A 23,489-nucleotide genomic window follows, 5' to 3' on the forward strand; every position below is an offset into this window, starting at 1 on the left:
AAAACCACATCATATCCGGCCCATGACCGACCTGAAACACATCCGCAATTTCTCGATCGTGGCGCATATTGACCACGGCAAATCCACGTTGGCTGATCGTCTCATCCAAGAGACGAACACCGTTGCCGACCGGGACATGAAAGAGCAGATGCTCGACAGTATGGATATCGAGCGCGAGCGCGGGATTACCATCAAGGCCAACACCGTGCGGATCGAATACACCGCCGAGAATGGCGAGGATTACGTCCTCAACCTGATCGACACTCCCGGCCACGTGGATTTCGCCTATGAAGTCAGCCGCTCGATGCGTGCGGTCGAAGGGTCGCTCTTGGTCGTGGACTCGACCCAAGGTGTGGAAGCGCAGACGCTGGCCAATGTCTATCAGGCCATCGACGCGGACCATGACATCGTACCGGTTCTGAACAAGATCGACCTTCCCGCCAGCGACTGTGATCGCGTGGCTGAGCAGATCGAGGATGTGATCGGCATCGATGCCTCTGGCGCCATTCAGGTGTCCGCCAAAACCGGGCAGGGCATCCGCGAGACGCTGGAAGCCATCGTAAACGAATTGCCCGCCCCGTCCGGCGACCCGGATGCGCCGCTGAAGGCCATGCTGGTGGATAGCTGGTACGATGCTTATCTGGGCGTGATCGTTCTGATCCGCGTGATCGACGGCAAGCTGAAGAAGGGCGAGCGGATCCGTATGCTCTCGACCAATGCTGTTTATCCCGTTGACCGCGTGGGCGTCTTCACGCCCGAGATGCAGCCCATCGACGTGCTGGGTCCCGGCGAGATCGGCTTCCTGACCGCGTCGATCAAACAGGTGCGCGACACCCGCGTCGGCGACACGATCACACATGAAAAGAAGGGCACGACTGATGCGCTGGATGGCTTCAAGCCCGCGCAGCCGGTGGTGTTCTGTGGCCTGTTCCCGGTGGACAGCTCCGAGTTCGAAGACCTGCGCGACTCGATCGAAAAGCTCGCTCTGAACGACGCCTCGTTCAGTTACGAGATGGAGACTTCGGCCGCGCTGGGCTTTGGTTTCCGCTGTGGCTTCCTGGGTCTTCTGCACCTTGAAGTCATCCGCGACCGGATCGAGCGTGAATACAACATCGAACTGATCACGACCGCGCCGTCGGTGATCTATCACGTCTATATGAAAGACGGCTCGATGATCGAGCTGCACAACCCCGCCGATATGCCCGACCCGTCGACCGTCGATCACCTGGAAGAGCCGCGCATCAAGGCGACGATCCTTGTGCCGGACGAGTATCTGGGCGACGTGCTGAAACTGTGTCAAGACCGCCGGGGTATCCAGCTGGACCTGACCTATGCAGGGTCGCGCGCGATGGCTGTCTATGACCTGCCGCTGAATGAAGTTGTGTTCGACTTCTATGATCGCCTGAAATCGGTAACAAAGGGTTACGCGTCGTTTGACTATCAGATGGAGGGTTATCGCGAGGATAACCTTGTGAAGATGTCTGTCCTTGTGAATGACGAACCCGTCGACGCGCTGTCCACCATGGTTCACCGCGACCGCGCTGAACTGCGGGGCCGGGCGATGTGCGAAAAGCTGAAAGACCTGATCCCGCGCCACATGTTCAAAATCCCAATCCAAGCGGCGATTGGCGGCAAAGTTATTGCACGCGAGACTCTGTCCGCTCTACGCAAAGACGTGACCGCGAAATGCTATGGCGGCGACGCGACCCGGAAGAAGAAACTGCTGGAGAAGCAGAAGAAGGGTAAGAAGAAAATGCGTCAGTTCGGAAGAGTGGATATCCCGCAGGAAGCTTTCATTAGTGCGTTAAAAATGGACGACTAAAAGTCGTCTATTTAGCACTAATGAAAGACAGTGCGCAGCAGCGAATTGCGAAGCAAATCGCGTGCGCACCCCGTTGCAACTCCTTCGATACCGCCGCCATTCTTAATGCCCTAGCCTTCCACTCGGAGCGCTAACCCGTCGACCCATCCCAACACCCTTCCGTCCGGCTGACAAGCCGGACAGCGCCCGACCCTCCCCACGGGAGGGCGTTCCGCCCACCCAGGGCCGGGCGATGTCCTTTTGGTTCTCAGCATACCAGCTTCCGTGTCCCTAGAATTGGGGTGGCAATATCCCGACAGCAAACTATCATAGGGCGATTAAAGTTGATTTTAGCGTGGTGAGATTTGGTGAAGTATACACTCTACATTGATGAGAGCGGGGACCAAGGACTTAAAAAAATAAGATCAGGTATCAACGACTTTGGCGCCTCGCCGTTCATGAGTTTTGGTGCGGCATTGATCCCCAACACACACGCTGAAAGTCATCGTAGGGCGCTCAGGGATTTCACAACTAAGATTGGTGGTAAGTCACTGCATTGCTCAGATTTAGGTCATTTCGAAGTCGCTGCGTTTGCTAGGGAAGTAGCACAACTCAAGGTTCTTCTATTCGGCGTGATCTCGAAGAAAAGCACGCTTGGGGATTACAGAGAGAAAATCGAGGGAGAAACGCAGGCCGAAGACTATTACAATAAATGCACTCATTATTTACTCGAAAGAGTTGGGCACTGGATGTCCGAAAATGATGTCGGGTCAGATTGTGTTTCGGTGGTTTTCGAGGAGAAGCGACATAACTACCAGCGGCTTCGGTCCTATATACGACGTGTCCGCTCAAGCCCCATTGACCGGAGAGCTGCGTATCTTGCCCATATTGATCCGATGTCAATAACCGCGCAGGGGAAGTCTGATGAAGATCTTCTATCTATTGCTGATCTTGTGGCATTCTCGCTTCATCAAAGTGTTAACACTAGCAAGTCGAACTTCGGCATTGGTGAACAGCGCTATATTCGGGAATTGGAAAGAAAATTCTGGCGATGTTCAGAAACCGGAATGGTGGCGAATTTCGGTATGAAATACATCAAAGGCCCCGTAACGATGGGTCTATCTGGTTCGGAGTTGGCATTCGCGATGAAAATGTATGCAGAGCGGTCTCCCAAAGCGGATTAATTTTATTCACCTATTTCGATCTTGAGGAGTTTAACTTCCCTCCCTTCCCAATCCCCCCTATAGCTCCCTCACCCAACCTCGGAGCCCCCATGCCTTGCCCCCTCTGCGCCGCAGACGCGCCTCTATCCTCTTTCCCCGTTCCCGGCGGACCCGCTGACGCCTCGGCTGAGATCTGTGCCACCTGTGCCGCTCAGATCGACGACACGCCGGAGGAGAACCATTGGCGGGGACTTGCGTCCTCGATGTGGTCCGAGGAGGCTGCGGTTCAGGTATTGTCGGTGCGGATGCTCAAGCGGCTCGATGCCGCGTGGGCGCGGGATTTGTTGGATCAGGTTTATTTGGACGAAGACACGCAGGCGTGGGTCGACAATGTGGCCGCGGCCTCGCAACACAAGGACAGCAACGGGGTGACGCTGAATGCGGGGGACAACGTGGTGTTGATCAAGGATCTGCCTGTGAAGGGTGCTGGCTTCACGGCGAAGCGTGGCACGGCAGTGCGGGGGATCAGCCTTGTGGCCGACAACCCCGAGCATATCGAGGGTCGCGTGGAAGGGCAGCGCATTGTCATTCTGACGCAGTTCGTGAAGAAGAAGTAGGCAGCGCGGGCCCTGTGGGCTATGTCGCCCGCAAAAGGAGCCCCCCATGCGCGCACCGCTTTGGAAAATCGTCGCCACGTTTTACGGCATCATCGGTTCGACCGTCGCGTCGGTTCTGGTGGTGATCGCGCTTGTGAACGGCGTATCGGGTCTGTGGCCGCTTCTGGGCGCGGCGGCCGTTGGCTTCGTGATCGGCCTGCCGGTGAGTTACTATGTCGCGCGTGCGATGGCAGGCGATTGATCCGGATCAAAGCCGCGGTGCCTTTGGGTGCGCACAAATCTCTCTGCGAATATTATGCTAGGAGATTAACATGTTACGCCTTGCCGCCGTCATCTATATCCTTCTCGGCGCCACTCTGGCCGGGATTTTCATGGTCGCAGCCCTGACCATCGGGCAGGATACGTTGCAACCGATCCTGTGGTCCGCGATGGCAGGATTTGTTGTCGCTCTGCCCGTATCATGGGTCGTGGCCAAGCAGATCAACGGCTAAGCCACGTTTTCAGGTTGAAACAGGACCGCAGGCAGGGGTAATGCTCTGGCGTGCGGTCCCTTAGCTCAACTGGATAGAGCAGCTGACTTCTAATCAGCAGGTTGAGGGTTCGAGTCCTTCAGGGATCGCCATTCCAGATTAAGAGACAGAGACTGGGGTTCGATTGGCTTGGAGGACGGGTCTTTCTTGAGGGTGCTATCGATGCCGAAGATTGGGTCGTTACCACCCTCTGCAATTGAGAGCGAAGCCAACACACTGACTACAAATTGTGCTGCGAAGGCCGTGCGAAAAATCTGCTGTATCTAGAAAAATGCCAGCTAGTTACTGTCCTTGTGTTCTTGCCCAATTTAGAGAACAGGCGCATTATGCTTTAGAAGTCAGTTGGCTACGTACAGTCAGCGGAGGGTATCGCGCGGCTAGTCCTGCCGGATTGGCCCTTCCTTTGACGGCCTAAGTGCTTAGGGCCTATCTCACATCGATGGTGTTCACACTGCTCACATTTAGCCGCTTTCGCCGAAGGATGACGGTTTGGCGGCTGAAATGTGGAGATTAGCGAACGTCGCTCGCTCAGACATCATTCGGGTTTCTGAAATATATCCAAAAGGTTTGGTTTTCCTGACTTGACCCGACATGCGCTGTGCGGTCCCATCGTGGGAATTTATCACAATTATTTCAGATGTTTGGAGCTATTATGCCGCTAAGTGGAACCGCCGGAAATGACACGCTGACCGCAACAGCCCCTGATTACATCCTGAATGGGCTGGCTGGAGATGACACGCTAATTGGTGGCAGTACATACAACTATTTTGGCTACTACACCTACGATTTCAGTTGGATGCTCGGGTACCACGCTGTGGATCGAACCTATTTCGCCGCACCTGGTTTGGTTCAGCTGCCGGACCAGTTGAACGGTGGGTTGGGCGACGACATGCTAATAGGTGGTCAAGGATCGGATTGGTTGACTGGGGGCGACGGGAATGACCTTGTCAGAGGTCAATTGGGCGATGATTTTATGGTGAACGGGGCCGGGACAGACAGATATATCGGAGGCGATGGTCAGGATACGTTTGTAGTCGAAGCCAACGCCGGGTCGCAGAGATTTCGCATTAATCTGTCTCAGAACAAGATACTGAATGACAGTTTCGGAAAGGTCGAAAAAATCCTTGGTGTTGAACATGTCAGGGGCGCAACCGACCGTCCGAATGAACTCATTGGAAAGTCTGGCACCAACGTACTGACGGGGGGCAACAAGGGGGACAAACTGGTTGGCTTGGGTGGCGACGATGTGTTGAAGGGTGGTGCTGGGAGAGATGTCTATCTGGGCGGTCACGGCAATGACTGGGCAAATGTCGCGGCCAGTCAGGCGAATGGCATCAAAGTCAATCTGATGCAGCAAAAGGTCGTCGATGACGGATCTGGCAACACCGAGACCATCAAAGGCGTCGAAAACCTGTACGGAACCGCGAATTCCGACGTGTTGGTCGGAGACAATCGGGCGAATATTTTCGCCTCGAACGGTGGCGCGGACACTATCAACGGGAAGGGCGGGGTCGATACCTTGATTTCCGGACCCGAGGCCATGGTCGCAGATCTACGGGCTGGGACATTTTCGATCATGGGGGCTCAGGGTACGGTCAATAATGTCGAAAATCTGGTCGGATCGCTCTATGCCGCTGACACGTTGTTGGGAGACGGGGGTAACAATGTTCTGGTGGCGGGTGGTGCGCAGGTAATCACGGATTTCCTGATTGGTATCCAGCCAGGGGACGTACTGCGCGGACGTGGTGGCAACGACAAGCTGATCGGCACTGGTGTGGATGTTCAGATGTTCGGTGGCTCTGGCAATGACAGGCTGATCTCGGCTTTTGGCCACAATGATGAGTTGACAGGTGGCCCTGGTAGTGACGTGTTCGTCTTCAAAGGAAATGCGGGGGCTAGTGCGACCAGAACCGTGAAAGACTTCGAGGATGACGTGGATACGGTACGGATCAACGCCAGCGAGTTTGGACTGAACCCGAACCTGTCGGCCACTGATGTGATCAACACCTATGGGACCACGGTCAATGGACATGCTGCGTTGGACTTTGGCGGTGAGCTCATCGTCTTCGAGGGTGTCACCAACCTGAACGATCTGAGCGACGATCTGGTGCTGTTCTAAGGCGCACAGATTGCACTGTTGCCGGAGGCGCTGGGACGCTCAGCGAGTCTCGGCTTCTCGCAGTTCGGCGATCATTGTGACCAGCTCGTCCTTGGTGTTGCTGATGTGATGGGTCAGCAGCGCAGCTGCAGCGACGACGTCGCGTGTTTTGGCAAAAGCCAGCAAGCGTCGGTGTTCGTCCTTGGCAGACTCAAGCTGACCAGCGACGCTTAGGTGCATGCGCACATAGCGATCAGATTGCAGGTTTACCCGGTGCAGAAGCTCGTTCGTCAGGCCGCGCCCCGCCGCGGCATACAGCGCGGTGTGATAGTCAAAGTTCAGCGCACCCCACTGGGTCACGTCATCTTCGTCATACGAGGTTTCCATCTTGTCCAAAATATCCTCGCAGAGGTCGAAGTCGGCTTGCGTCATGTTGGGGATCGCGCGTTTGAATAGATCGACTTCGACCAGGATGCGCAGGTCGAAAATCTCGGCAATCTCGGCGATCGAGTGTTTGACCACGGATGCACCGCGATTGTTGGTCAGATGAACCAGGCCTTCAGAATCTAGGCGCTTCAACGCCTCGCGAATAGGCATGCGCGAGACGTCATATTCGTCAGCCAATGCTTCTTGCCGGATCACCTCGCCTTCGGACAGCTCGCCGCTGAGAATGCGTTCACGAAGGTCATTGGCGATGACATCCGGAAGGCTTTGGCGTGCGATCTTGCGTTTGGCGGTCATAAGGTCATCCCGGTTTATCGTTATCGGGCATTTTGGGGCGGGGGTGCAGGATGTGCAAGCGTTGGTTTAGTGCCCTCTACGCTCCCCACGTATCGCTCAGGCGATAGCCGCCGGGCCAGGGATCCTCAGGATCAAGCATGTGCTGGTGTGTCCCGGTTATCCAAGCTCGCCCCGAGATCTCGGGGGTGATCGCGGGGCGTCCATTCAGGTCAAACGTGCTGATGATGCGGCAGCGGAACTCGCTGTCGATGACGGACCGGGCGTGATAGTGATCCGTCGCTCGCATCTGTCCTTTCGCCAGAAGAACTGCCATGCGGGCGGATGCGCCTGTGCCGCAGGGCGAGCGGTCCAGCTTGCCGGGTTTGATGGCCACGGTGTTCTTGCCCGTCAGCACATCCCCATCGCGGGTCAGCGGACCCGCAATTTGACAGAACGAGATGTGGTTCCAGTCGGTCTGTGGGTGGTTGAAGCTCAGCTGCGTGTTGGCAGCATCGGTGATCTTTGCGCCAGTTCGGGCGAGGTCGCGGGCTTCGTCCGGGGTCAGTGAAAACCCAAGATCAGCAGCGTCCACAATCACGAAGCTGTCGCCGCCAAAGGCGGTGTCGACGCGCAGGGTGCCGATCCCCTCAACCTCGATCATTGCGTCCAGCTTGTCGGCAAAGCTGGCGACATTCTGGACGAAAACCCGCTCTGCCTTGCCGTTTCGGCATTCGGCGCGTACGCGGACCAATCCGCCGGGCGCTTCCAGCGTCAGGTGAGTCTCGGGTTCGGTCATGGGCAAGATGCCACTGTCCAACAGAACCGTGGACACGCAAATCGAGTTTGAGCCGGACATAGGCGGCGTGTCTTCTGGCTCCATGATGATCCACGCCGCGTCGGCGTCAGGATGTTTGGGTGGGACCAGAAGGTTCACGTGGCGAAACACACCGCCACGTGGTTCATTCAGAACGAAGTTGCGCAGGGTCTGGTCTTCGGCAATGAAATTGCGCTGCTCCCAAACCGTGTCGCCGGGGGGCGGGGCCACGCCGCCGACGATGACGTCGCCCACTTCGCCTTCGGCATGGGCGGACACCACATGGATGATCTTGCTGCTGCGCATCTGGTTCCTCGTGTTCTGGCTAGAAGCTTACATGCACTCGGCGATGACACCACCCTGTTTCGACCAATCCGCGAACCACGCCGTAAACAGCGCGTATTGCTGTTCGCAATAGTTGCGCTGGGCGTCCGACAGAGCGTCGGTTTCGTTGAAATGCAGGCGGTATTCGTCTTCGCCGTTCAGAACCAGCAGATGCTTGTAGTAGAGCACCAGATCCGTGCCCTCATCAAAGCTGGCAAGAACCCCAAAGGCAGCTTCCAGTTCCAGAGCGCGCGTGCGGGCTTCGGCGTTACCTTCAGCGGCCTTCTGGGACAGAGCCGCCAGCAGCAAAGCTTCTTTCGGAAGGGCGGTGCCAATTCCTGTGATGGATCCGGTCGCGCCGCAGTTGACGAAGCCATGATAGACCTCGGTGTCGACGCCGACCATCAGGGTCACGCTGTCGTCTTGGCTGGTGATGTGCTCGGCCGCATAGCGCAGGTCATCTTTGCCGCCAAATTCCTTGAACCCGATCAGGTTGGGGTGCTCTGCACGCAGAGCAAAGAAAAGGTCCGCTTTGGTCGCGAAGCCGTATACGGGGCTGTTATAAATGATGGCGGGCACGTCGGGTGCTGCGGACAGGATGGCTTTGAAGTGGTTCTTCTGCGCAGCCATCGACGACCCGCGCGACAACACACGTGGGATCACCATCAGGCCCACCGCGCCAACTTTCTGGGCATGAGCTGCGTGTGCCACTGCGGATTTTGAATTAATCGCGCCGGTCCCTACGACCACGGGAACGCCAGCTTGCACAAGGCGCTCAACGCCTGTCATCCGCTCTTCATCCGTCAGAAGCGGCCAGTCGCCCATCGAGCCACAATAGACCACGGCGGACATGCCTGCCGCGATCATCTGTTGTCCTTTGCGGACCAGCGCATCGTAGTCCGGTGTGCGGTCATCTTTGCAGGGGGTCATCAGGGCAGGCATTGTGCCAGCGAACACGGTTTTGGACATGGGGTTTCCTTTGTCGTTTGCGGGCCTTGCTAGGCACTAGGGTAGAGTATGGGATACTGTATCCAAAAACTAGTGATTTTTGCACTGCCAGAGGATTCTCTCGCTGGATCGCAAAGTTAAAAAACTATTTAAAGGTGTATTTAGCTGTGGTAGGCAATTTAAAGGATAGTTACTGGGATGCGTCCATAACTGCGACGTTGTGTGAATTTGAACATGCACAAGGCCACAAAAGGGGACATCAAGAGCAGATCTAGAAACTCAACACGCGTTGGGTGGAGGATGGACGCTTCTTCGCCATCTCATTCGGATCGCGCGCAAAATGGTTTCGACCTGGAGCGCGCGGGCGGGGTGAAACATGGCCACCTATAGTACCCAAGGGTGGGTTTGGTCTGGCACTGGAACCCCAATCACTTTGCTGCCGGTGACCATCGAAGATGACGACCCCTTTATGTCGCCCTACTTCACCGATGATCCCAGCGAACAAATCACCATTGACGGTACAACATATACAAATCCGCGCGGTGGCACTTATCAACTGACATTCATTGATTCAAATGGGGTCACCCACACCGAAGCATTCTATTCATGGGCCACGGGAACCACGAATATCTTTGTCCCTGCGCCGGGGTCGGCGTTCGACGACGGGTCCATAGTCACTATTCCCGGTGGATGGATTGAGTATCAATCTGGTTTCGCGTGGACGGATGTCACCTGCTTTGCTGCTGGAACACTGATCGAGACCGAAAGCGGCCCACGGGCGATCGAGGACATTCGCGTCGACGACCGGGTTTTTACGCCCGACGGCATGAAGACCGTGCGATGGATCGGAAGAAGCCCTGTCTCGACGCCCGAGCTTTTGAACAATCCCAAACTGTTTCCAATCCGCATCGTCGCCGGGGCCTTGGGGGCTGGGTTGCCGAAACGTGATTTGCTGGTGTCTCGACAACATCGGATGCTGGTCCAATCCCCCATTGCACAACGGATGTTCGGCACAACTGATGTGCTGGTCCACGCGATCAAGCTGACAGAACTTCCCGGGATCTATGTGGATCAGTCGGTCTGCGACGTGACCTATTATCATATGCTGTTTGACGATCATCAGATCGTGTTTGCTGAAGGCGCACCAAGTGAGAGCCTCTATACTGGCCCCGAGGCATTGAAGGCGATCAGCGACGAAGCGCGCGACGAGGTTCTAGCGCTTTTCCCTGAGCTTGCGAACCGGGACTATACCCCTGAGATGGCCACTTTCACGCCGGATGGAAAACGCCAAAAGAAGTTGGTCGCGCGGCATCTGAAAAACAGAAAGCCGGTCCTGTCGCATGTCTGATTATGCGTCCTGATCGGTCGGGGCAGGCGCACCACCTTCAAAGCAGTTTTCTTCGGTATAGCTGCATGGGTCTTGCTGCATTTCAAGATGCAGCCCATCGCCGGTATAGGGATGCGCGCGCATCAAGGCTTCGTCAGGATTGATGCCCAGCCCCGGCGCGTCGGGCGGGATCACAAAGCCATCTTCCCATTGGATCGTGTGGCCGATGAGGGCGAGGTGAAAATCGCCGCCCTGTTCAATGGTTTCAACCATCAGAAGGTTTGGAATGGACGCCCCCAGCTGCACGTTCGCCGCCCACTCGACCGGGCCAGCATACAGGTGTGGAGCCACAAGGGCATTGTGCGCCTCCGCGATGGCCGCGATTTTTTTGGTCTCCCAGATCCCGCCAGAACGTCCCAGCGCCGGCTGCAGGATCGACGCTGCACCTTGGCGAAGGACTTCTGCAAACTCGGCCTTGGTGGACAGGCGCTCTCCGGTCGTAACGGGGACAGAACTGGCGCGCGCGACTTTGGCCATCTCGGCGATGTTGTCGGGCGGGATCGGTTCTTCGAACCACAGCGGTTGATAGGGAGCAATGGCTTCGGCCATTCGGATCGCGCCGCCTGTGGTGAACTGGCCGTGGGTGCCGAAAAGAAGATCGGCACGATCACCGACGGCTTCACGGATCGCTTTGCAGAAAGCTACGGAGCGCGAGATGTCCTTCATCGACGGCATGTGGCCCGACCGAATGGTGTACGGCCCAGCAGGGTCGAATTTCAGTGCGGTGAAACCCTGTTCCACGCGTGTCGCTGCGGCCTCGGCCGCCATTTCGGGCGACGTCCAGAATTCGGGCAGGGCTTGACCGGGATTGGGATAGAGGTACGTGTATGAGCGCAAGCGCTCGTTCATCTTGCCGCCAAGAAGCGCCCAAACAGGCCGGTCGCGCGCTTTGCCCAGAATGTCCCAGCACGCAATTTCAAGCCCGGAAAATGCGCCCATCACCGTCGGATCAGGGCGCTGTGTGAAACCCGAGGAATAGGCGCGGCGGAACATCAGCTCGATGTTCTCGGGGTTTTCACCCTGCATATGGCGCGCGAACACATCCTCGATCACCGCGCGCATGGCATCGGGGCCGACGGCGCTGGCATAGACCTCGCCCCAGCCGGTGATCCCATCATCGGTCGTGACTTTTACAAAGATCCAATATCGCCCACCCCAGCCTGGGGCAGGGGGCGCAGTTACGATGATGTCGAGATCCTGAAGGCGCATGGGATCAGACCTTGTCGAACAGGATAACGTTGCGCCGCGCGGCCCCGGTCTTGGTGTCGGCAATTGCTTCGTTGATCTGGTCAAAGGACCAGCGGCCCGAGATCAATTCGTCCAGCTTCAACCGCCCTTGTTGATAGAGGTCGATCATCCATGGAATGTCGCGCTGAATGACCACGTCGCCCATTTTCGATCCGACCATGCCTTGACCTAGAGCCGCCAGCACCACGGGTTCATAGCTGGACATGTCACCTGAATGTGGCATGCCGACCATGACGACCTTGCCGCCGGGGGCCAGATAGCGCGGCGCAGTGTCATAGGCCGGGATCGCGCCCACGGTGACCAACACAGCATCTGCCCCGCGTCCAGCGGCTTGAATTGCAGCCTTCCAGGGATTGTCGGACGTCGCGAGCACACCATCGGTCGCGCCGAACTCCATCGCAACGGCCAGTTTTTCTTCGGACATATCCACCGCGATGATGCGCGAGGCACCTGCAATGCGTGCGCCCTGAATGGCGTTCAGGCCGACGCCGCCCGCGCCGATCACAACAACCACATCACCTGCCCGGACATTCCCTGCGTTCACCGCAGCGCCGACACCTGTAATGACGCCACATGCCAGCAGGGATGCGATGTCCATCGCCATATCCTCGGGCAGTTTCACCACTTGGCTTTGCTCGACTACGACACGTTCGGCGAAAGCTCCGGTGGCCATGGCCTGATGCATCTTGCCGCCGTCGACATCCGTGATCGGCCCGTGATCCCCATCATAGGGCGTTCCGCATGCCGTCGGTGTGCCAGACGCGCAGCTGGGGCAAGTTTGGCAGGCGCGGATCAGGGTCACGACGACTGGATCCCCGACCGACAGACCCTTTACGTGGTCCCCAACATTGGTGATCCGCCCGGCGGCTTCGTGGCCATAGACGGCAGGCAGGGACCCGCCCCACGCTCCATCCGCATAGGAAATGTCACTGTGGCAGATGGCGACGGCGTCCAGCGTCACTTCGACCTCGCTGCCTTCTGGCGGGCGGATGGCGATCTCTTCGATGACCAGCGGTTTCCCGAACTCGTGACAGACGGCGGCTTTGATCCGGTCCATGGCGGCTCCTGTTGGTGTCTTGTTTTCCGGAAGCTTGCGCGGAAAACGATGACTTGCCAACAAAGTTACGACAGGAAGGTCGGAAAACGACGTGGCGTCCGTCAGAAATGTCCGATGGCGCGCAAGAAGTCCGTGAGACACGCCGCGTACTCGGCTGGCTTCTCGACTGGCGACATGTGTCCTGTGCCGCGGATCAACTCAAAGCGCGATCCGGGGATCAGTGCTGCGGTCTCGCGCACCATGTCGGCAGGAACCGAGCCGTCCTCACTGCCCGCAATCGCGAGCGTCGGAAGCCGCAACCGCGCGGTGCTTTCGTAAAGGTCAGTGTCGGCGATGGCCTCCATGCAGCCCAAATAGCCCTGAAGAGGCGTGGCGCGCATACTGGCGCGGGCTTGGTCGCATAATTCTGGGTGGTCGCGACGGGTGGCGCGGGAAAACCAGCGTTCGATGTTGGCCTCGATGATTGCATCGATCCCGTTCTTGCGCACGGCGTCGATCCGCTCTGCCCAAATGGCCGAGGTGCCGCTCTTTACGGCTGTGTTCGAGATCACCATGCCGCGCACCAGATCCAGCCTTTCCGCCGCCAACCCCTGTGCGATGATGCCGCCGATGGACAGGCCAACGAAAACGCACTCATTGATGCCCAAATGGTCCAAAGCGCGCCCTGCGTCGGCTACTAGGTCTCCCATCGGGTAGGGGCCGTCCGGGCAGGGGCTTTGTCCGTGCCCGCGCATGTCCAATCGGATCAGGCGCAGATGATCGGGCAGTTCCGCCACCAGCGCGTCCCACATGGTTGAGTCAGTGCCAAGCGCGTGGGCGAACACAACAGCGGGCCCATCTTGTGGACCGCCTTCAACAAAGTGAAGCGCCACGCCCTGATTGTTGGGGATAGTGATCACTCCTCGTCACCCAGCATGGTCAGATGCGCCATGATCTGTCCGTGATCCGAGGCGAGCTTGTTGTAGGGTGCTTCGGGGTGAGAGCCGTCGGTGATGTGGTCATTCAGCACGCTGAAATAGGTCATGTCGGCGATGCGTTTCTGGTTGTCCGGATGGAAATGACGGCTGAGGAAAATCTGGTCGATGCTTTCAAACACGCCCCCAAAGGCCGAGGTATAGACCATGTCGCGCAGCGATTTGCGCACGAAGAGCTTCTCGGCGGAATGCAAGCGCACAGCTTCGACATTTGCCGTGATTTGCTTGTTCTCTTCACGGCTATACCGGTCGCGATCGGTCTTCGCATCATGGCGCAACATCCAAGAGTAGTTCTTGAACGGAACCTCGCCTGCGATGATTTCCGAGCTGACGGCGTGTTCGCCATCGTTGAAATCCCCCAGCACGGCGACGGGGTGCCCCGCCTTGATCTCGGCGACCACCAGTTTGCGCAGCACCCACGCCTCTGCCATCCGGCGCATGGCCGACCGGGCAGAGCCAAGAGCACGGCCAATGGCGTCATAGTTTGTTAAGTCTGCTTCGGGTGGAAAGGGCGCACCTTCGGGCCGGATGAACTCGCCCAGTTTTGATTTCAGGTGGCAGTTGAAGATGGTGATGACCTGATCTCCGACAGGTATGCGAACCTTCAAGATTGGGCGCGACAAGCGGGTCAGTGTATAATATCCGGCGTCACCTTCGTCACCGCGCAAGGCTGGGAAGGGGATGGTCAGCGGGTCCGGCAGATCCTGAATAATCTCGGGGTCTCCAACAAACCCAAATCGCGACAGGACTGCTACACCCGGTCGACGTTCGCCGGGACCGCCATCGGCCGAGTTCGGCGCGAATGCAAGGCCGTCTTTGGGCCATGGGTGAGTGGCCAGCTTCCGAAAGATCGCCTTGCGGTGATAGCGTTTGCTTTCGTCCGGAATGGTCGCGGCATTCAGATCATGGGCGCGGGTGTTGGCTTCACCAATCACATCCAACAGGGCATCTTCTTCGAAGATCTCCTGAAAGCCGATGATATCAGCGTCCAGCGACATCATTTGATCCGCCATCCAATCACGCTTCCACGCGTATTCTTCGGGCGTATAGCTTTGGAACTGGTAATACTCCTGGTCCGCACCAATCAGGTTTTTGACGTTGAACGAGGCAATCGTGAAATCAGTCATCGGGGTCTCCGGTTAAGCGAAGTGGGTAAGCGCGTCGGCGAAAAGCGGTGCGTCGACATTCCCGCCGGATGCCACCACGATCACCGCATCGCCGTCAATCATTTGAGGGTGGAACAGAGCGGCCGCCAAGGCAATAGCTCCGCCGGGTTCGATCACCAGTTTGAGACGGGTGAAGGCCTGCGCCATGGCCCGCAAGCAGTCCTTGTCCGGAACCACGATCCCGGCGCCGCAAAGGCGGCTTATGATCGGAAAGGTCATTTGACCGGGCGAGGGGGTGAGGATCGCATCGCAGATGGACCCGGACAGTTGGGTGTTCTTCTCGATCCGTCCGCTTGCAAGCGACCGAGTGACGTCATCGAACCCTTCAGGCTCGACTGGGCGAACGGTTATATCGGGCGCCTCGTGCTCTAACGCCAAAGCGACGCCGGAGGTCAGTCCGCCTCCACCACAGGGCACTAGAACCTGCGCGCTGCTTATCCCCTCTTCGCGTGCCTGATTGGCGAGTTCAAGCCCGATGGTGCCTTGGCCAGCAATCACTGCCTCATTGTCGAAGGGTTTGATCAGGGTCAGGTCCTGCTCTTTGGCCAGACGCGCGCCAATCTCGTCGCGATCTTCGGTCGCGCGGTCATAAAGGACAACTTTGGCCCCGAGCGCGCGGGTGTTGGCAATTTTAAGCTTGGGCGCATCGGCGGGCATAATGATCGTCGATGGCGTTTCGTTTTGGCGCGCGGCCAGAGCGATGCCTTGGGCGTGATTGCCCGAGGAAAAGGCGATCACACCCATCTCGCGCTGAAGCGGAGTTAGGGACGCAATCGCGTTATGCGCGCCGCGATATTTAAAGCTGCCCGTGTGTTGAAGGCATTCAGGTTTTACGAAAACGCGCCGCCCGGCGATCTCGTCCAGGAAAGGCGAGGCCAGCAGCGGCGTGCGCCGCACATGGCCCGCGTTGCGGCGGGCGGCATTGCGAATTTCGTTGATGTTCAACGCATTTTCTCCAGCCATTCATTGATGGTGGCAAGGCTTTCGGGTTCATCCAAAAACGGCACATGGCCACGGTCTGGAACTTTCGCATAGCCCATATCGGGGCGACGTTTTTGCATCTCGGCGACCGTGTCATCGGTCAGAAGGTCCGAGTTCGCACCGTGGATCAGCGCCAGCGGCAACCCATCCATCGCATCAAAGAAGGGCCAGAGATCCGGGGCAGGCTGGGCGCCAGCGGCTTCAACCGCATCGCGCAGGGCAGGGTCATAACGATTGGTCAGGCCTTTGTTGTCCTGTTCGAACAGGTTGTGGCATTCCTCAACCCAGCGCGCCATCGGCACACCCTTGAAGCCAAACCCGGCCATGAGCTTCGCACGCGCCTCGGCGGCTTCTTCGATGGTCTTAGCGCTTGGTTTGCGCCCGAGATACCCCATGATGTTGTCCAGCCCGTGTGGTGCAAGCTCGGGGCCGATATCGTTCATGCAGACACCCAGAAGCTTGTCCTTTACCGAGGCGGCAAGGCCCATGGCAATCAACCCACCGCGCGAGGTGCCAAGGATGGCGGCTTTCTCGATCCCCAGATGGTTCATCAGGAACAGTGCATCCAGCCCTTCCTGCGGCACCGAATAGGTCTTGTGATCCCCCCAATCCGACTGCCCGCGTCCGCGATAATCCATGCGGATCAGGCGGACACCCTTCAGGTGCGGTGCGACGAAGTTGAAGTCGTCCGAGTTGCGCGTCAGACCCGACAGGGCCAGAACAGGAAGGCCTTCGCCTTCGTCCCGATAGGCGATTTCAAGACCATCATTGGCGGTGAATGTCTGCATATTCCGATCCCTACTAGGTGTTTAGACGCAGTAAGCCTGAGAACCGGAATGGGGTCCAGAGGGACCTCACATAAAAAAGGCCCCGTCGCTGGGGCCCTTTCAATACTCTTTGATTTTAGATCACAGATTGTCTGGCTGCGGCATGCCCAAGACATGGAAGCCGCTGTCGACCGTGATGATCTCGCCGGTTGTGCAGTTGCCATAGTCCGAGGCCAGATAGACGGCGGTGCCGCCCACTGCTTCCAGTGTGGCATTCTGACGAAGCGGTGCGTTCTGCTCGGTATGGCGGAAGGTCTTGCGCGCGCCACCGATGGCCGCGCCGGCCAGCGTTTTCATTGGGCCGGGCGAGATGGCATTCACGCGAATGCCGTCCGGGCCAAGGTCGTTGGCCAGATAGCGCACGGAAGATTCCAGAGCTGCCTTGGCAACACCCATGACATTATAGAACGGCGTCACGCGGTTCGAACCGCCATAGGTCAGCGTCAGGATCGTGCCGCCATTGGTCATTTTTGGGGCCACGCGACGGGCGACTTCGATCAGCGAATAGCAGCTGATGTCCATCGAATGTTTGAAGTTCGCGCGGCTGGTGTCGACGAAGCGGCCAGTCAGCTCGTTCTTGTCGGAATAGGCAATCGCGTGGACCAAAAAGTCGATCGAGTCCCACTTGGACCACAGGTCGTCGAAGCCTTTGTCCAGCGCATCATCGTCCGTGACATCCATGTCGACCAGAATGTCTGAACCTACCGATTCCGCCAGCGGGGCGACTCGCCCACCGAACGCATCACCCTGATAGGAAAACGCCAGTTCCGCGCCTTCGTTTGCCATCGCCTGCGCGATGCCCCATGCGATGGAACGCTGATTTGCCACCCCCATGATGAGGCCGCGTTTGCCTTGCATTAGCCCTGCCATGTCAGTCCCTCGTTTTGTTGGTGCTTATCAGTCGTTGTACTTGCTCAGGATCATCGAGCCATTGGTGCCACCAAAGCCGAAGCTGTTGGTCATCACGCTGTCCAGCCCGGCGTTTTCGACCAGCGAGGTCGCGATCTCGCCGTCATTGATGCCAGGGTCCAGATTTTCCACATTGATCGACGGCGCGATGAAGTCGTTATCCAGCATCAGCAGGCAATAGACAGCCTCTTGCGCGCCGGTGGCACCTTGGCTGTGGCCTGTCATTGATTTGGTCGAGCTGATCGGAGGCGTCGAGCCTTCGCCAAAGACGCGGCGCACAGCTTCCACTTCGCCGACATCGCCAACCGGGGTCGAGGTGCCGTGGGCGTTAATGTAGCCAACCTTGCGGCCCTCGGGCAGCATGTCCATCGCCAGACGCATGGCGCGCTCACCGCCTTCGCCGGACGGGGCCACCATGTCGTGACCATCCGAGGTTGCGCCATAGCCGGTGACTTCGGCGTAAATTTTTGCACCGCGGGCCTTCGCGTGCTCCAAATCCTCCAGAACCAGAATTGCGCCGCCGCCACCGATCACGAACCCGTCGCGGTCGGCGTCAAACGCGCGCGAGGCTTTCTCGGGCGTGTCGTTGTACTTGGAGGACATCGCGCCCATCGCGTCAAAGAGACAGGACAGAGTCCAGTCCAGTTCCTCGCCGCCGCCAGCGAACATCACGTCCTGCTTGCCCATCATGATCTGCTCGGCCGCGTTGCCGATGCAGTGCAGAGACGTCGAGCAAGCCGAGGTGATCGAATAGTTGATGCCCTTGATCTTATAGGCGGTCGCGAGGTTGGCGGAGATCGTCGAGCCCATACATTTCGGAACCGCGAACGGCCCAATGCGCTTGGTCGCGCCGGATTTCAGCGCGGTCTGGTGGGCTGCAAACATTGCACTGGTCGACGGGCCACCGGAGCCAGCCACAAGACCGGTGCGCGGGTTCACCACGTCATCTTCGCCAAGACCGGCGTCTTCGATTGCCTGACCCATCGCGATATGCGCATAGGCCGCACCCGGCCCCATGAACCGCAACGCGCGTTTGTCCACATGTTCTTTTATGTCGATGTTCGGCATGCCAGCGATCTGGCTGCGGAAGCCATGCTCGACCATGTCAGCATTGGCGGTGATGCCGGACTTGCCAGCTTTGAGCGAGGCCAGAACCTCGTCCTTGTTGTTCCCGATGGCCGAGACAATGCCCAGACCCGTAACGACGACACGACGCATGCAGTCCCCCTTCTTTGGTCATTCACTGTCTACGCCAGTGAAGCGGGCAGGTGCAAGCACACTTGACCGCCCGGCTTGGATTGTTAGCCAATCAAACCCAAAAGTTTGTCGAGGCCAGACCACAAGATAAAGGCGGAAAGCGTTGCTGTGATCATCGCAGGTACGCCGTCTTTCCAGCTGTCAAAAATCAGATGGCAGGCAATGGCACCAAGCGATGTGCCCAGAAGGGCCAAGGCACCAAGCGGGCCTAGCAACGAGGATTGGAACCAGATTGCGATTGCGCCGAACAGCTCGACACAACCTACAAGGGCCATGATCTGCCGGTTCAGCCCATAGCTTTGGAACATGCCAAGCTGGATCTCGAAGATCTTCTTTTGCCAGCCAAATATCTTGATCGAGCTGGCAAAAAGGAAAAATGCGGATAGTAGTCCGACAAACAAGGTTACTGCGGTCATGTGCTGATCCCTCGATGCTCACTCAGGCGGTGTCGTCTGTTCTGTGGACATCCTAAGTGGGGTCAGCTCTCGCTCAATGCAACCTTCATGTCCTTGACCTGATAAATCACTTCGCCGTCGGCTTCGACGATCCCATCGGCCACACCCATGGTCAGGCGGCGAGTTTGGATCGCTTTGGTGAAGTCGATCTTATAGGTCAGCATTTTGCGGTCGGGGCGGACCATGCCGGTGAGTTTCACCTCACCTACACCCAGCGCATAGCCGCGACCCAGCCAGCCGCGCCAGCCAAGGTTAAAACCGGTCAGCTGCCACAGACCATCAAGGCCAAGACAGCCGGGCATGATCGGGTTTCCAGGGAAGTGGCAGTCGAAGAACCACAGGTCCGGGGTGATGTCGAACTCGGCCAGTACGTGACCTTTGCCGTGGGCACCGCCATCGCCTGAAATCTCGGTGATCCGGTCCATCATCAACATGGGCGGAGCAGGAAGCTGCGCATTGCCAGGGCCAAACAGATCGCCTGCCGCGCATTTCAAAAGGTCTTCCTTGCTAAAGCTAGTGGGATAGTCCGCCATTATCGCCCCATATCTTGTGTGTTTTCAGTCCAACACCCTCTAGCACCCGCATAAAGCCCGACGCAAGGGTAGGTGACGTGTCGCATGGGCAATCTAAGCCGCAAAGACCAGTTTTTATTGGCACTTACCGCCCGGACACCCTATATTCTCTTGGAAACTTCCGTTTGAGTTCAGAAGAGCCGGATCATGATGCAGGAAAAACGACAGACCGAAGCCGATTGGTTGTCCAGCGCTGGGCTGCGCCCGACGCGACAACGTCTGGCCTTGGCGCATCTCTTGATCGGGGATGGGCAACACCGCCATGTCACCGCCGAAAGCCTCTATGAGGCGACGCGCGATGGCGCGGATAAGGTGTCGCTTGCGACTGTCTATAATACCCTACGTGTGTTCTCGGATGCAGGTCTTTTGCGCGAGATTACGGTGAACGGCGCGCGCAGCTATTTCGACACAAACGTCACCAACCACCCGCATTTCTTCTGGGAAGACACGGAAGAGCTGATGGATGCGCCGGATAAAGATCTGAAGATCGCTCAACTTCCGGAAGCGCCCGCAGGGGCCGAGATTTCCAAAGTCGACGTGGTGATCCGCCTGCGCCGCAGCTGATCGGCACCTCCTTATTTTCTTACCAAAAGTATCCTGGGGTGAGCGCCCTCGGCGCGAGGGGCAAAGCCCCTAAAGGCCGCGCGCTATAGCGCGGCCCTCGGAACTTGCATAGGCGTTAGCCGATGCCAACAACTTCGAAATCAAAAATCAGAGTCTTGCCAGCCAGCGCGTGGTTGGCGTCCAGCGTGACGGTGTCGTCGGTCAGGTTGGTGACAGTGACTGGCACAGGCTGACCCTGCGGGCCGGACATCTGAAGCTGAATGCCAACTTCCAGCGGAATTTCGGCAGGGATATCACCGCGCGGGACTTCCAGAATGGCTTCGTCATGACGCGGGCCGTAAGCCTCTTCCGGGGCGATCGAGACTTTTTTCTTATCGCCCTCTTTCATGCCGGGCAGAGCTTTGTCGAGACCGGGAATAATCATGCCCGAGCCAACTTCGAACTCAAGCGGATCGCGACCTTCCGAGCTGTCGAAAACGCTGCCGTCTTCCAGAGTGCCTGTATAGTGAATGCGCACCTTCGCGCCTTGGGTGACTTCGGTCATGGGATCCTCGTGATGTCAGGAATTGAATGGACGAGGCCGAGGCGATGACGCGGCGGGTGCTCGTTTGTGGGATATGTGTGTTTAACGAAAGTTGGGCTGGATGGAAACGTCGCCTAGAACCACTGACCGGGTTCCATCAGGCCCAGATCCAGTAGTTGCTGAGAATTCCACTGGAATTTCGTGGTGTTGTGCCAGTTGAAGCTGTGGACGTCGTGCTTTGACCCGGCATTTGTTTTCAGCGCCTTGGCGGTGCGAAAACTGGCTACGGTGACGGTGATGTTGTGGTGCCACGGACAAGAAAAAGTGTTGTATTCCTCGTCATTGAAGGTGTGGTTTGCGCGCAGTTTTAGGCCCGGCTTGGCCTTGAACAGAGACACGCGGTCAATCTTGTGACCATTCAGGGGGACGTGTTCCTCGAATCGCCAGCGCAGGCCGCCGAAGAAGTCCAGCTGACGGTCCAGCGGATCGCCATCCGGGCCTTTGCGCCCATGTGCATAGTACCCTGACTTGTCGAGGCAGGCGTTCTCGAGCGACACTGCATTTGGGAATTGTCCCAAATCGTCCGCATACAAATCGACCACATAGCTGAGAACCGCGTCGCGGCGTTCTTCGGTCTGAAAGGCCACAAGCTCGCCCACGGTGCGGGATTCGCAGAAGGGGTGGAACAGGTATTCGGCGTTGAAGCAGTAATAAAGCCACGTGCCAGGGGCAGCGTCGATCACTTGATTGATCGCGTCCACGACCGCCCCGGCTGGTGAGGTGTTGAACGTGATGCGGTGAAGGGTATCTTCCAGATCTTCCGGCAGGATCAGTTCTTCGGGCGCAAAGACCAGAAGTGCCCGAAATCCGGCGTTCTGATGATGGCGGATTGTGCTTTCAACCTCGACCAGATCTTCAACGAAAATCATCGCAACGGGGCCCTTGGCCAACACCTGCCCCGAGGACTGTAGGAACTTATTAAGGTCGCTGTGGCGCATGATATGTCCCAGTGATTATCCGAGTGGATTGTAGGTTCTTGCCGATTGCTGACAGAAATTTCATGAAATCAACCTGTTTTGCAAGCGTTGCGGGCCTGATCCCTTTGCTATAACAGGCGGGAACTTGACCTCGTGCTGCAAAAACCTTGGGAAACGCGCAATGTCCGACAAGAAAAAACTCTTCATCCGCACCTATGGCTGCCAGATGAATGTCTATGACAGTGAACGCATGGCCGAAGCGCTGGGCGCGGACGGGTATGAGCAGACCGAGACGCCCGATGATGCGGACATGATCCTGCTGAACACATGCCACATCCGTGAAAAGGCCGCCGAGAAGGTCTATTCCGAACTTGGTCGCTTCAAGGGGCTGAAAGCTGAAAAGCCTGACTTGAAGATCGGTGTCGCCGGCTGTGTCGCGCAGGCGGAAGGCGAGGAAATTATGCGCCGTCAGCCGATGGTCGATCTGGTTGTTGGTCCGCAAACCTATCACCGCCTACCCACTATGATGGAGCAGGTCGCGAAGGGCGAAAAGGCGCTGGACACCGATTTCCCCGAGGAAGACAAGTTTGAACACCTGCCCAAGTTGCGCGGCACCAAGGCCAAGCGCAACCCGACCGCATTTCTGACGGTCCAAGAAGGTTGCGACAAGTTTTGTGCTTTCTGCGTGGTGCCTTACACCCGCGGCGCCGAAGTCAGCCGCCCAGCCGAGCGCATCCTGCGCGAAGCGCGCGATCTGGTCGAACGCGGCGTGCGCGAAATCACTCTGCTGGGTCAGAACGTCAACGCCTATCACGGCGCTGGGCCGGACGGCGACTGGTCGCTGGCCAAGTTGATTTGGGCGCTGGACGAAATCGACGGGTTGGAGCGTATCCGGTTCACCACCTCGCACCCCAATGACATGACCGATGACCTGATCGAAGCCCACGGCACCTGCGCTAAGCTTATGCCGTATCTGCACCTGCCGGTTCAGTCGGGCTCGGACAAGATCCTGAAGCGGATGAACCGCAGCCACACGGCCGAAAGCTATCTGCGTCTGATCGAACGGATTCGCGAAGCGCGTCCTGACATTCTGATCTCCGGTGACTTCATCGTGGGCTTCCCGGAGGAAGACGATCAGGATTTCGAAGACACCATGAGCCTGATCCGCGAAGTGAACTATGGTCAGGCCTTTAGTTTCAAATACTCGACCCGCCCGGGCACTCCGGCTGCTGAGCGTGCGCTGGTGGATGATGCGGTTGCATCCGAGCGTCTCTATCGTCTGCAAGCGCTGATCACCGAACAGCAACGCGCCATTCAAAACAGCATGGTCGGCAAAGAAGTGGGCGTTCTGTTTGAAAAGAAAGGGCGCCTAGAAGGCCAAATGGTCGGTAAGTCCGATCACCTGCACGCGGTCCACGTTCAATGTGATGCGGCAATGGGCGATCTGCGCCGTGTCCGGATCACCGATAGCAGCTCGAATTCCTTGGCTGGAGAGCTAGTGGAGTGATCCGGCAACCCGGCGATCACATGACAATCGCATGAAGTTTTGCGGATGGGGCTTGCTTGTCTCGTCCGCT

At 57.7% G+C, this 23,489-nt stretch carries 24 protein-coding genes and 1 tRNA gene; 10 read left to right on the top strand and 15 right to left on the bottom strand.

All coding sequences use genetic code 11. The annotated features are described in order from the left end of the window. Positions 1–22: 22 nt before the first annotated feature. From lepA to ACP15F_RS01255, 7 genes are all read left to right on the top strand, one after another. The gene (gene lepA, locus ACP15F_RS01225) at positions 23–1,822 is read left to right on the top strand and encodes a translation elongation factor 4 (RefSeq protein WP_424939034.1); all 1,800 of its coding nucleotides are present in this window, start codon (positions 23–25) and stop codon (positions 1,820–1,822) included. A gap of 347 nt (positions 1,823–2,169) precedes the next feature. After that, entirely contained in the window at positions 2,170–2,985 is an 816-nt protein-coding gene (locus ACP15F_RS01230; protein WP_424939035.1) for a DUF3800 domain-containing protein, read from the top strand. A gap of 89 nt (positions 2,986–3,074) precedes the next feature. After that, positions 3,075–3,581 (top strand): PhnA domain-containing protein, encoded by a 507-nt coding sequence (locus ACP15F_RS01235; RefSeq protein ID WP_424939036.1) that lies wholly within the window; start codon positions 3,075–3,077, stop codon positions 3,579–3,581. Between the two features lie 46 nt (positions 3,582–3,627). After that, the gene (locus ACP15F_RS01240; protein ID WP_424939037.1) at positions 3,628–3,822 is read left to right on the top strand and encodes a CTP synthetase; all 195 of its coding nucleotides are present in this window, start codon (positions 3,628–3,630) and stop codon (positions 3,820–3,822) included. Between the two features lie 70 nt (positions 3,823–3,892). Then, the gene (locus ACP15F_RS01245; protein ID WP_247092553.1) at positions 3,893–4,072 is read left to right on the top strand and encodes a CTP synthetase; all 180 of its coding nucleotides are present in this window, start codon (positions 3,893–3,895) and stop codon (positions 4,070–4,072) included. Positions 4,073–4,126: 54 nt separating this feature from the next. After that, positions 4,127–4,203: transfer RNA gene (locus ACP15F_RS01250), tRNA-Arg, on the top strand. A 560-nt stretch (positions 4,204–4,763) separates the two neighbouring features. Continuing rightward, complete coding sequence (locus ACP15F_RS01255; protein ID WP_424939038.1) at positions 4,764–6,230, top strand: calcium-binding protein; 1,467 nt, start codon at positions 4,764–4,766, stop codon at positions 6,228–6,230. A 39-nt stretch (positions 6,231–6,269) separates the two neighbouring features. On the opposite strand, the gene ACP15F_RS01260 is transcribed toward ACP15F_RS01255, so the two are convergent. The 3 genes from ACP15F_RS01260 to ACP15F_RS01270 form a co-directional block, all read right to left on the bottom strand. Beyond that, complete coding sequence (locus tag ACP15F_RS01260; RefSeq protein WP_424939039.1) at positions 6,270–6,950, bottom strand: GntR family transcriptional regulator; 681 nt, start codon at positions 6,948–6,950, stop codon at positions 6,270–6,272. Positions 6,951–7,026: 76 nt separating this feature from the next. Further along, on the bottom strand, positions 7,027–8,049 hold the full coding sequence (locus ACP15F_RS01265; protein WP_424939040.1) for a trans-3-hydroxy-L-proline dehydratase: 1,023 nt from the start codon (positions 8,047–8,049) through the stop codon (positions 7,027–7,029). Between the two features lie 27 nt (positions 8,050–8,076). Then, a complete protein-coding gene (locus tag ACP15F_RS01270; protein WP_424939041.1) occupies positions 8,077–9,036 on the bottom strand; it encodes a dihydrodipicolinate synthase family protein in 960 nt (319 codons plus the stop codon). Between the two features lie 355 nt (positions 9,037–9,391). On the opposite strand from ACP15F_RS01270, the gene ACP15F_RS01275 reads away from it, so the two are divergent. Further along, positions 9,392–10,363 (top strand): Hint domain-containing protein, encoded by a 972-nt coding sequence (locus ACP15F_RS01275; protein ID WP_424939042.1) that lies wholly within the window; start codon positions 9,392–9,394, stop codon positions 10,361–10,363. Here the strand turns inward: ACP15F_RS01275 and ACP15F_RS01280 are convergent, their stop codons facing one another. From ACP15F_RS01280 to fabA, 10 genes are all read right to left on the bottom strand, one after another. Beyond that, positions 10,364–11,611: a mandelate racemase/muconate lactonizing enzyme family protein gene (locus ACP15F_RS01280; protein WP_424939043.1), complete on the bottom strand. Its 1,248-nt coding sequence runs from the start codon at positions 11,609–11,611 to the stop codon at positions 10,364–10,366. Between the two features lie 4 nt (positions 11,612–11,615). After that, positions 11,616–12,707, bottom strand: a complete 1,092-nt coding sequence (locus ACP15F_RS01285; protein WP_424939044.1) for a zinc-binding dehydrogenase — start codon at positions 12,705–12,707, stop codon at positions 11,616–11,618. Positions 12,708–12,808: 101 nt separating this feature from the next. Beyond that, positions 12,809–13,606 carry a 3-oxoadipate enol-lactonase gene (pcaD, locus tag ACP15F_RS01290; RefSeq protein WP_424939045.1) on the bottom strand — a complete coding sequence of 266 codons (798 nt, stop codon included), beginning with the start codon at positions 13,604–13,606 and terminating at the stop codon, positions 12,809–12,811. After that, positions 13,603–14,808, bottom strand: a complete 1,206-nt coding sequence (locus tag ACP15F_RS01295) for an endonuclease/exonuclease/phosphatase family protein (RefSeq protein WP_424939046.1) — start codon at positions 14,806–14,808, stop codon at positions 13,603–13,605. The genes pcaD and ACP15F_RS01295 overlap by 4 nt, the downstream gene beginning before the upstream one ends. A gap of 12 nt (positions 14,809–14,820) precedes the next feature. Beyond that, positions 14,821–15,810 carry a threonine ammonia-lyase gene (locus tag ACP15F_RS01300; protein WP_424939047.1) on the bottom strand — a complete coding sequence of 330 codons (990 nt, stop codon included), beginning with the start codon at positions 15,808–15,810 and terminating at the stop codon, positions 14,821–14,823. Next, on the bottom strand, positions 15,789–16,616 hold the full coding sequence (locus tag ACP15F_RS01305; protein WP_424939048.1) for an alpha/beta fold hydrolase: 828 nt from the start codon (positions 16,614–16,616) through the stop codon (positions 15,789–15,791). Before ACP15F_RS01305 ends, ACP15F_RS01300 begins: the two co-directional genes overlap by 22 nt. Before the next feature lie 120 nt (positions 16,617–16,736). Beyond that, on the bottom strand, positions 16,737–17,525 hold the full coding sequence (locus ACP15F_RS01310) for an enoyl-ACP reductase FabI (protein WP_424939049.1): 789 nt from the start codon (positions 17,523–17,525) through the stop codon (positions 16,737–16,739). Positions 17,526–17,552: 27 nt separating this feature from the next. Further along, positions 17,553–18,782: a beta-ketoacyl-ACP synthase I gene (gene fabB, locus ACP15F_RS01315; protein ID WP_424939050.1), complete on the bottom strand. Its 1,230-nt coding sequence runs from the start codon at positions 18,780–18,782 to the stop codon at positions 17,553–17,555. 83 nt (positions 18,783–18,865) lie between these two features. Next, positions 18,866–19,237, bottom strand: coding sequence for a DoxX family protein (locus ACP15F_RS01320; protein ID WP_424939051.1), 372 nt, complete (start codon positions 19,235–19,237; stop codon positions 18,866–18,868). Positions 19,238–19,299: 62 nt separating this feature from the next. Then, on the bottom strand, positions 19,300–19,809 hold the full coding sequence (gene fabA / locus ACP15F_RS01325) for a bifunctional 3-hydroxydecanoyl-ACP dehydratase/trans-2-decenoyl-ACP isomerase (protein ID WP_424939052.1): 510 nt from the start codon (positions 19,807–19,809) through the stop codon (positions 19,300–19,302). Positions 19,810–19,995: 186 nt separating this feature from the next. Between fabA and irrA the strand changes: the two genes are divergently transcribed. After that, entirely contained in the window at positions 19,996–20,412 is a 417-nt protein-coding gene (gene irrA / locus ACP15F_RS01330) for an iron response transcriptional regulator IrrA (protein ID WP_424939053.1), read from the top strand. A gap of 115 nt (positions 20,413–20,527) precedes the next feature. On the opposite strand, the gene ACP15F_RS01335 is transcribed toward irrA, so the two are convergent. Both ACP15F_RS01335 and ACP15F_RS01340 read right to left on the bottom strand, forming a co-directional pair. Further along, positions 20,528–20,956, bottom strand: coding sequence for an FKBP-type peptidyl-prolyl cis-trans isomerase (locus ACP15F_RS01335; RefSeq protein ID WP_424939054.1), 429 nt, complete (start codon positions 20,954–20,956; stop codon positions 20,528–20,530). Between the two features lie 113 nt (positions 20,957–21,069). Beyond that, a complete protein-coding gene (locus ACP15F_RS01340; protein ID WP_424939055.1) occupies positions 21,070–21,933 on the bottom strand; it encodes a hypothetical protein in 864 nt (287 codons plus the stop codon). Positions 21,934–22,093: 160 nt separating this feature from the next. Here ACP15F_RS01340 and miaB point away from each other — a divergent pair, with 160 nt between their 5' ends. Further along, the gene (gene miaB, locus ACP15F_RS01345) at positions 22,094–23,419 is read left to right on the top strand and encodes a tRNA (N6-isopentenyl adenosine(37)-C2)-methylthiotransferase MiaB (protein ID WP_424939056.1); all 1,326 of its coding nucleotides are present in this window, start codon (positions 22,094–22,096) and stop codon (positions 23,417–23,419) included. The last annotated feature ends 70 nt before the right edge of the window (positions 23,420–23,489 follow it).

Origin of the sequence: Aliiroseovarius sp. S253, from assembly GCF_049800855.1 — a bacterium.
Taxonomy (GTDB): domain Bacteria; phylum Pseudomonadota; class Alphaproteobacteria; order Rhodobacterales; family Rhodobacteraceae; genus Aliiroseovarius.

Coding starts and splice junctions, on each gene's coding strand:
- ACP15F_RS01285 (WP_424939044.1), bottom strand. CDS start 12,707: ATGGACCGGATCAAAGCCGCCGTCTGTCACGAGTTCGGGAAACCGCTG.
- ACP15F_RS01245 (WP_247092553.1), top strand. CDS start 3,893: ATGTTACGCCTTGCCGCCGTCATCTATATCCTTCTCGGCGCCACTCTG.
- ACP15F_RS01320 (WP_424939051.1), bottom strand. CDS start 19,237: ATGACCGCAGTAACCTTGTTTGTCGGACTACTATCCGCATTTTTCCTT.
- irrA (WP_424939053.1), top strand. CDS start 19,996: ATGATGCAGGAAAAACGACAGACCGAAGCCGATTGGTTGTCCAGCGCT.
- ACP15F_RS01270 (WP_424939041.1), bottom strand. CDS start 9,036: ATGTCCAAAACCGTGTTCGCTGGCACAATGCCTGCCCTGATGACCCCC.
- ACP15F_RS01265 (WP_424939040.1), bottom strand. CDS start 8,049: ATGCGCAGCAGCAAGATCATCCATGTGGTGTCCGCCCATGCCGAAGGC.
- lepA (WP_424939034.1), top strand. CDS start 23: ATGACCGACCTGAAACACATCCGCAATTTCTCGATCGTGGCGCATATT.
- ACP15F_RS01295 (WP_424939046.1), bottom strand. CDS start 14,808: ATGACTGATTTCACGATTGCCTCGTTCAACGTCAAAAACCTGATTGGT.
- miaB (WP_424939056.1), top strand. CDS start 22,094: ATGTCCGACAAGAAAAAACTCTTCATCCGCACCTATGGCTGCCAGATG.
- fabB (WP_424939050.1), bottom strand. CDS start 18,782: ATGCGTCGTGTCGTCGTTACGGGTCTGGGCATTGTCTCGGCCATCGGG.
- ACP15F_RS01340 (WP_424939055.1), bottom strand. CDS start 21,933: ATGCGCCACAGCGACCTTAATAAGTTCCTACAGTCCTCGGGGCAGGTG.
- ACP15F_RS01335 (WP_424939054.1), bottom strand. CDS start 20,956: ATGACCGAAGTCACCCAAGGCGCGAAGGTGCGCATTCACTATACAGGC.
- ACP15F_RS01280 (WP_424939043.1), bottom strand. CDS start 11,611: ATGCGCCTTCAGGATCTCGACATCATCGTAACTGCGCCCCCTGCCCCA.
- ACP15F_RS01305 (WP_424939048.1), bottom strand. CDS start 16,616: ATGCAGACATTCACCGCCAATGATGGTCTTGAAATCGCCTATCGGGAC.
- ACP15F_RS01310 (WP_424939049.1), bottom strand. CDS start 17,525: ATGGCAGGGCTAATGCAAGGCAAACGCGGCCTCATCATGGGGGTGGCA.
- ACP15F_RS01260 (WP_424939039.1), bottom strand. CDS start 6,950: ATGACCGCCAAACGCAAGATCGCACGCCAAAGCCTTCCGGATGTCATC.
- ACP15F_RS01300 (WP_424939047.1), bottom strand. CDS start 15,810: ATGGCTGGAGAAAATGCGTTGAACATCAACGAAATTCGCAATGCCGCC.
- fabA (WP_424939052.1), bottom strand. CDS start 19,809: ATGGCGGACTATCCCACTAGCTTTAGCAAGGAAGACCTTTTGAAATGC.
- ACP15F_RS01240 (WP_424939037.1), top strand. CDS start 3,628: ATGCGCGCACCGCTTTGGAAAATCGTCGCCACGTTTTACGGCATCATC.
- ACP15F_RS01255 (WP_424939038.1), top strand. CDS start 4,764: ATGCCGCTAAGTGGAACCGCCGGAAATGACACGCTGACCGCAACAGCC.
- ACP15F_RS01275 (WP_424939042.1), top strand. CDS start 9,392: ATGGCCACCTATAGTACCCAAGGGTGGGTTTGGTCTGGCACTGGAACC.
- ACP15F_RS01235 (WP_424939036.1), top strand. CDS start 3,075: ATGCCTTGCCCCCTCTGCGCCGCAGACGCGCCTCTATCCTCTTTCCCC.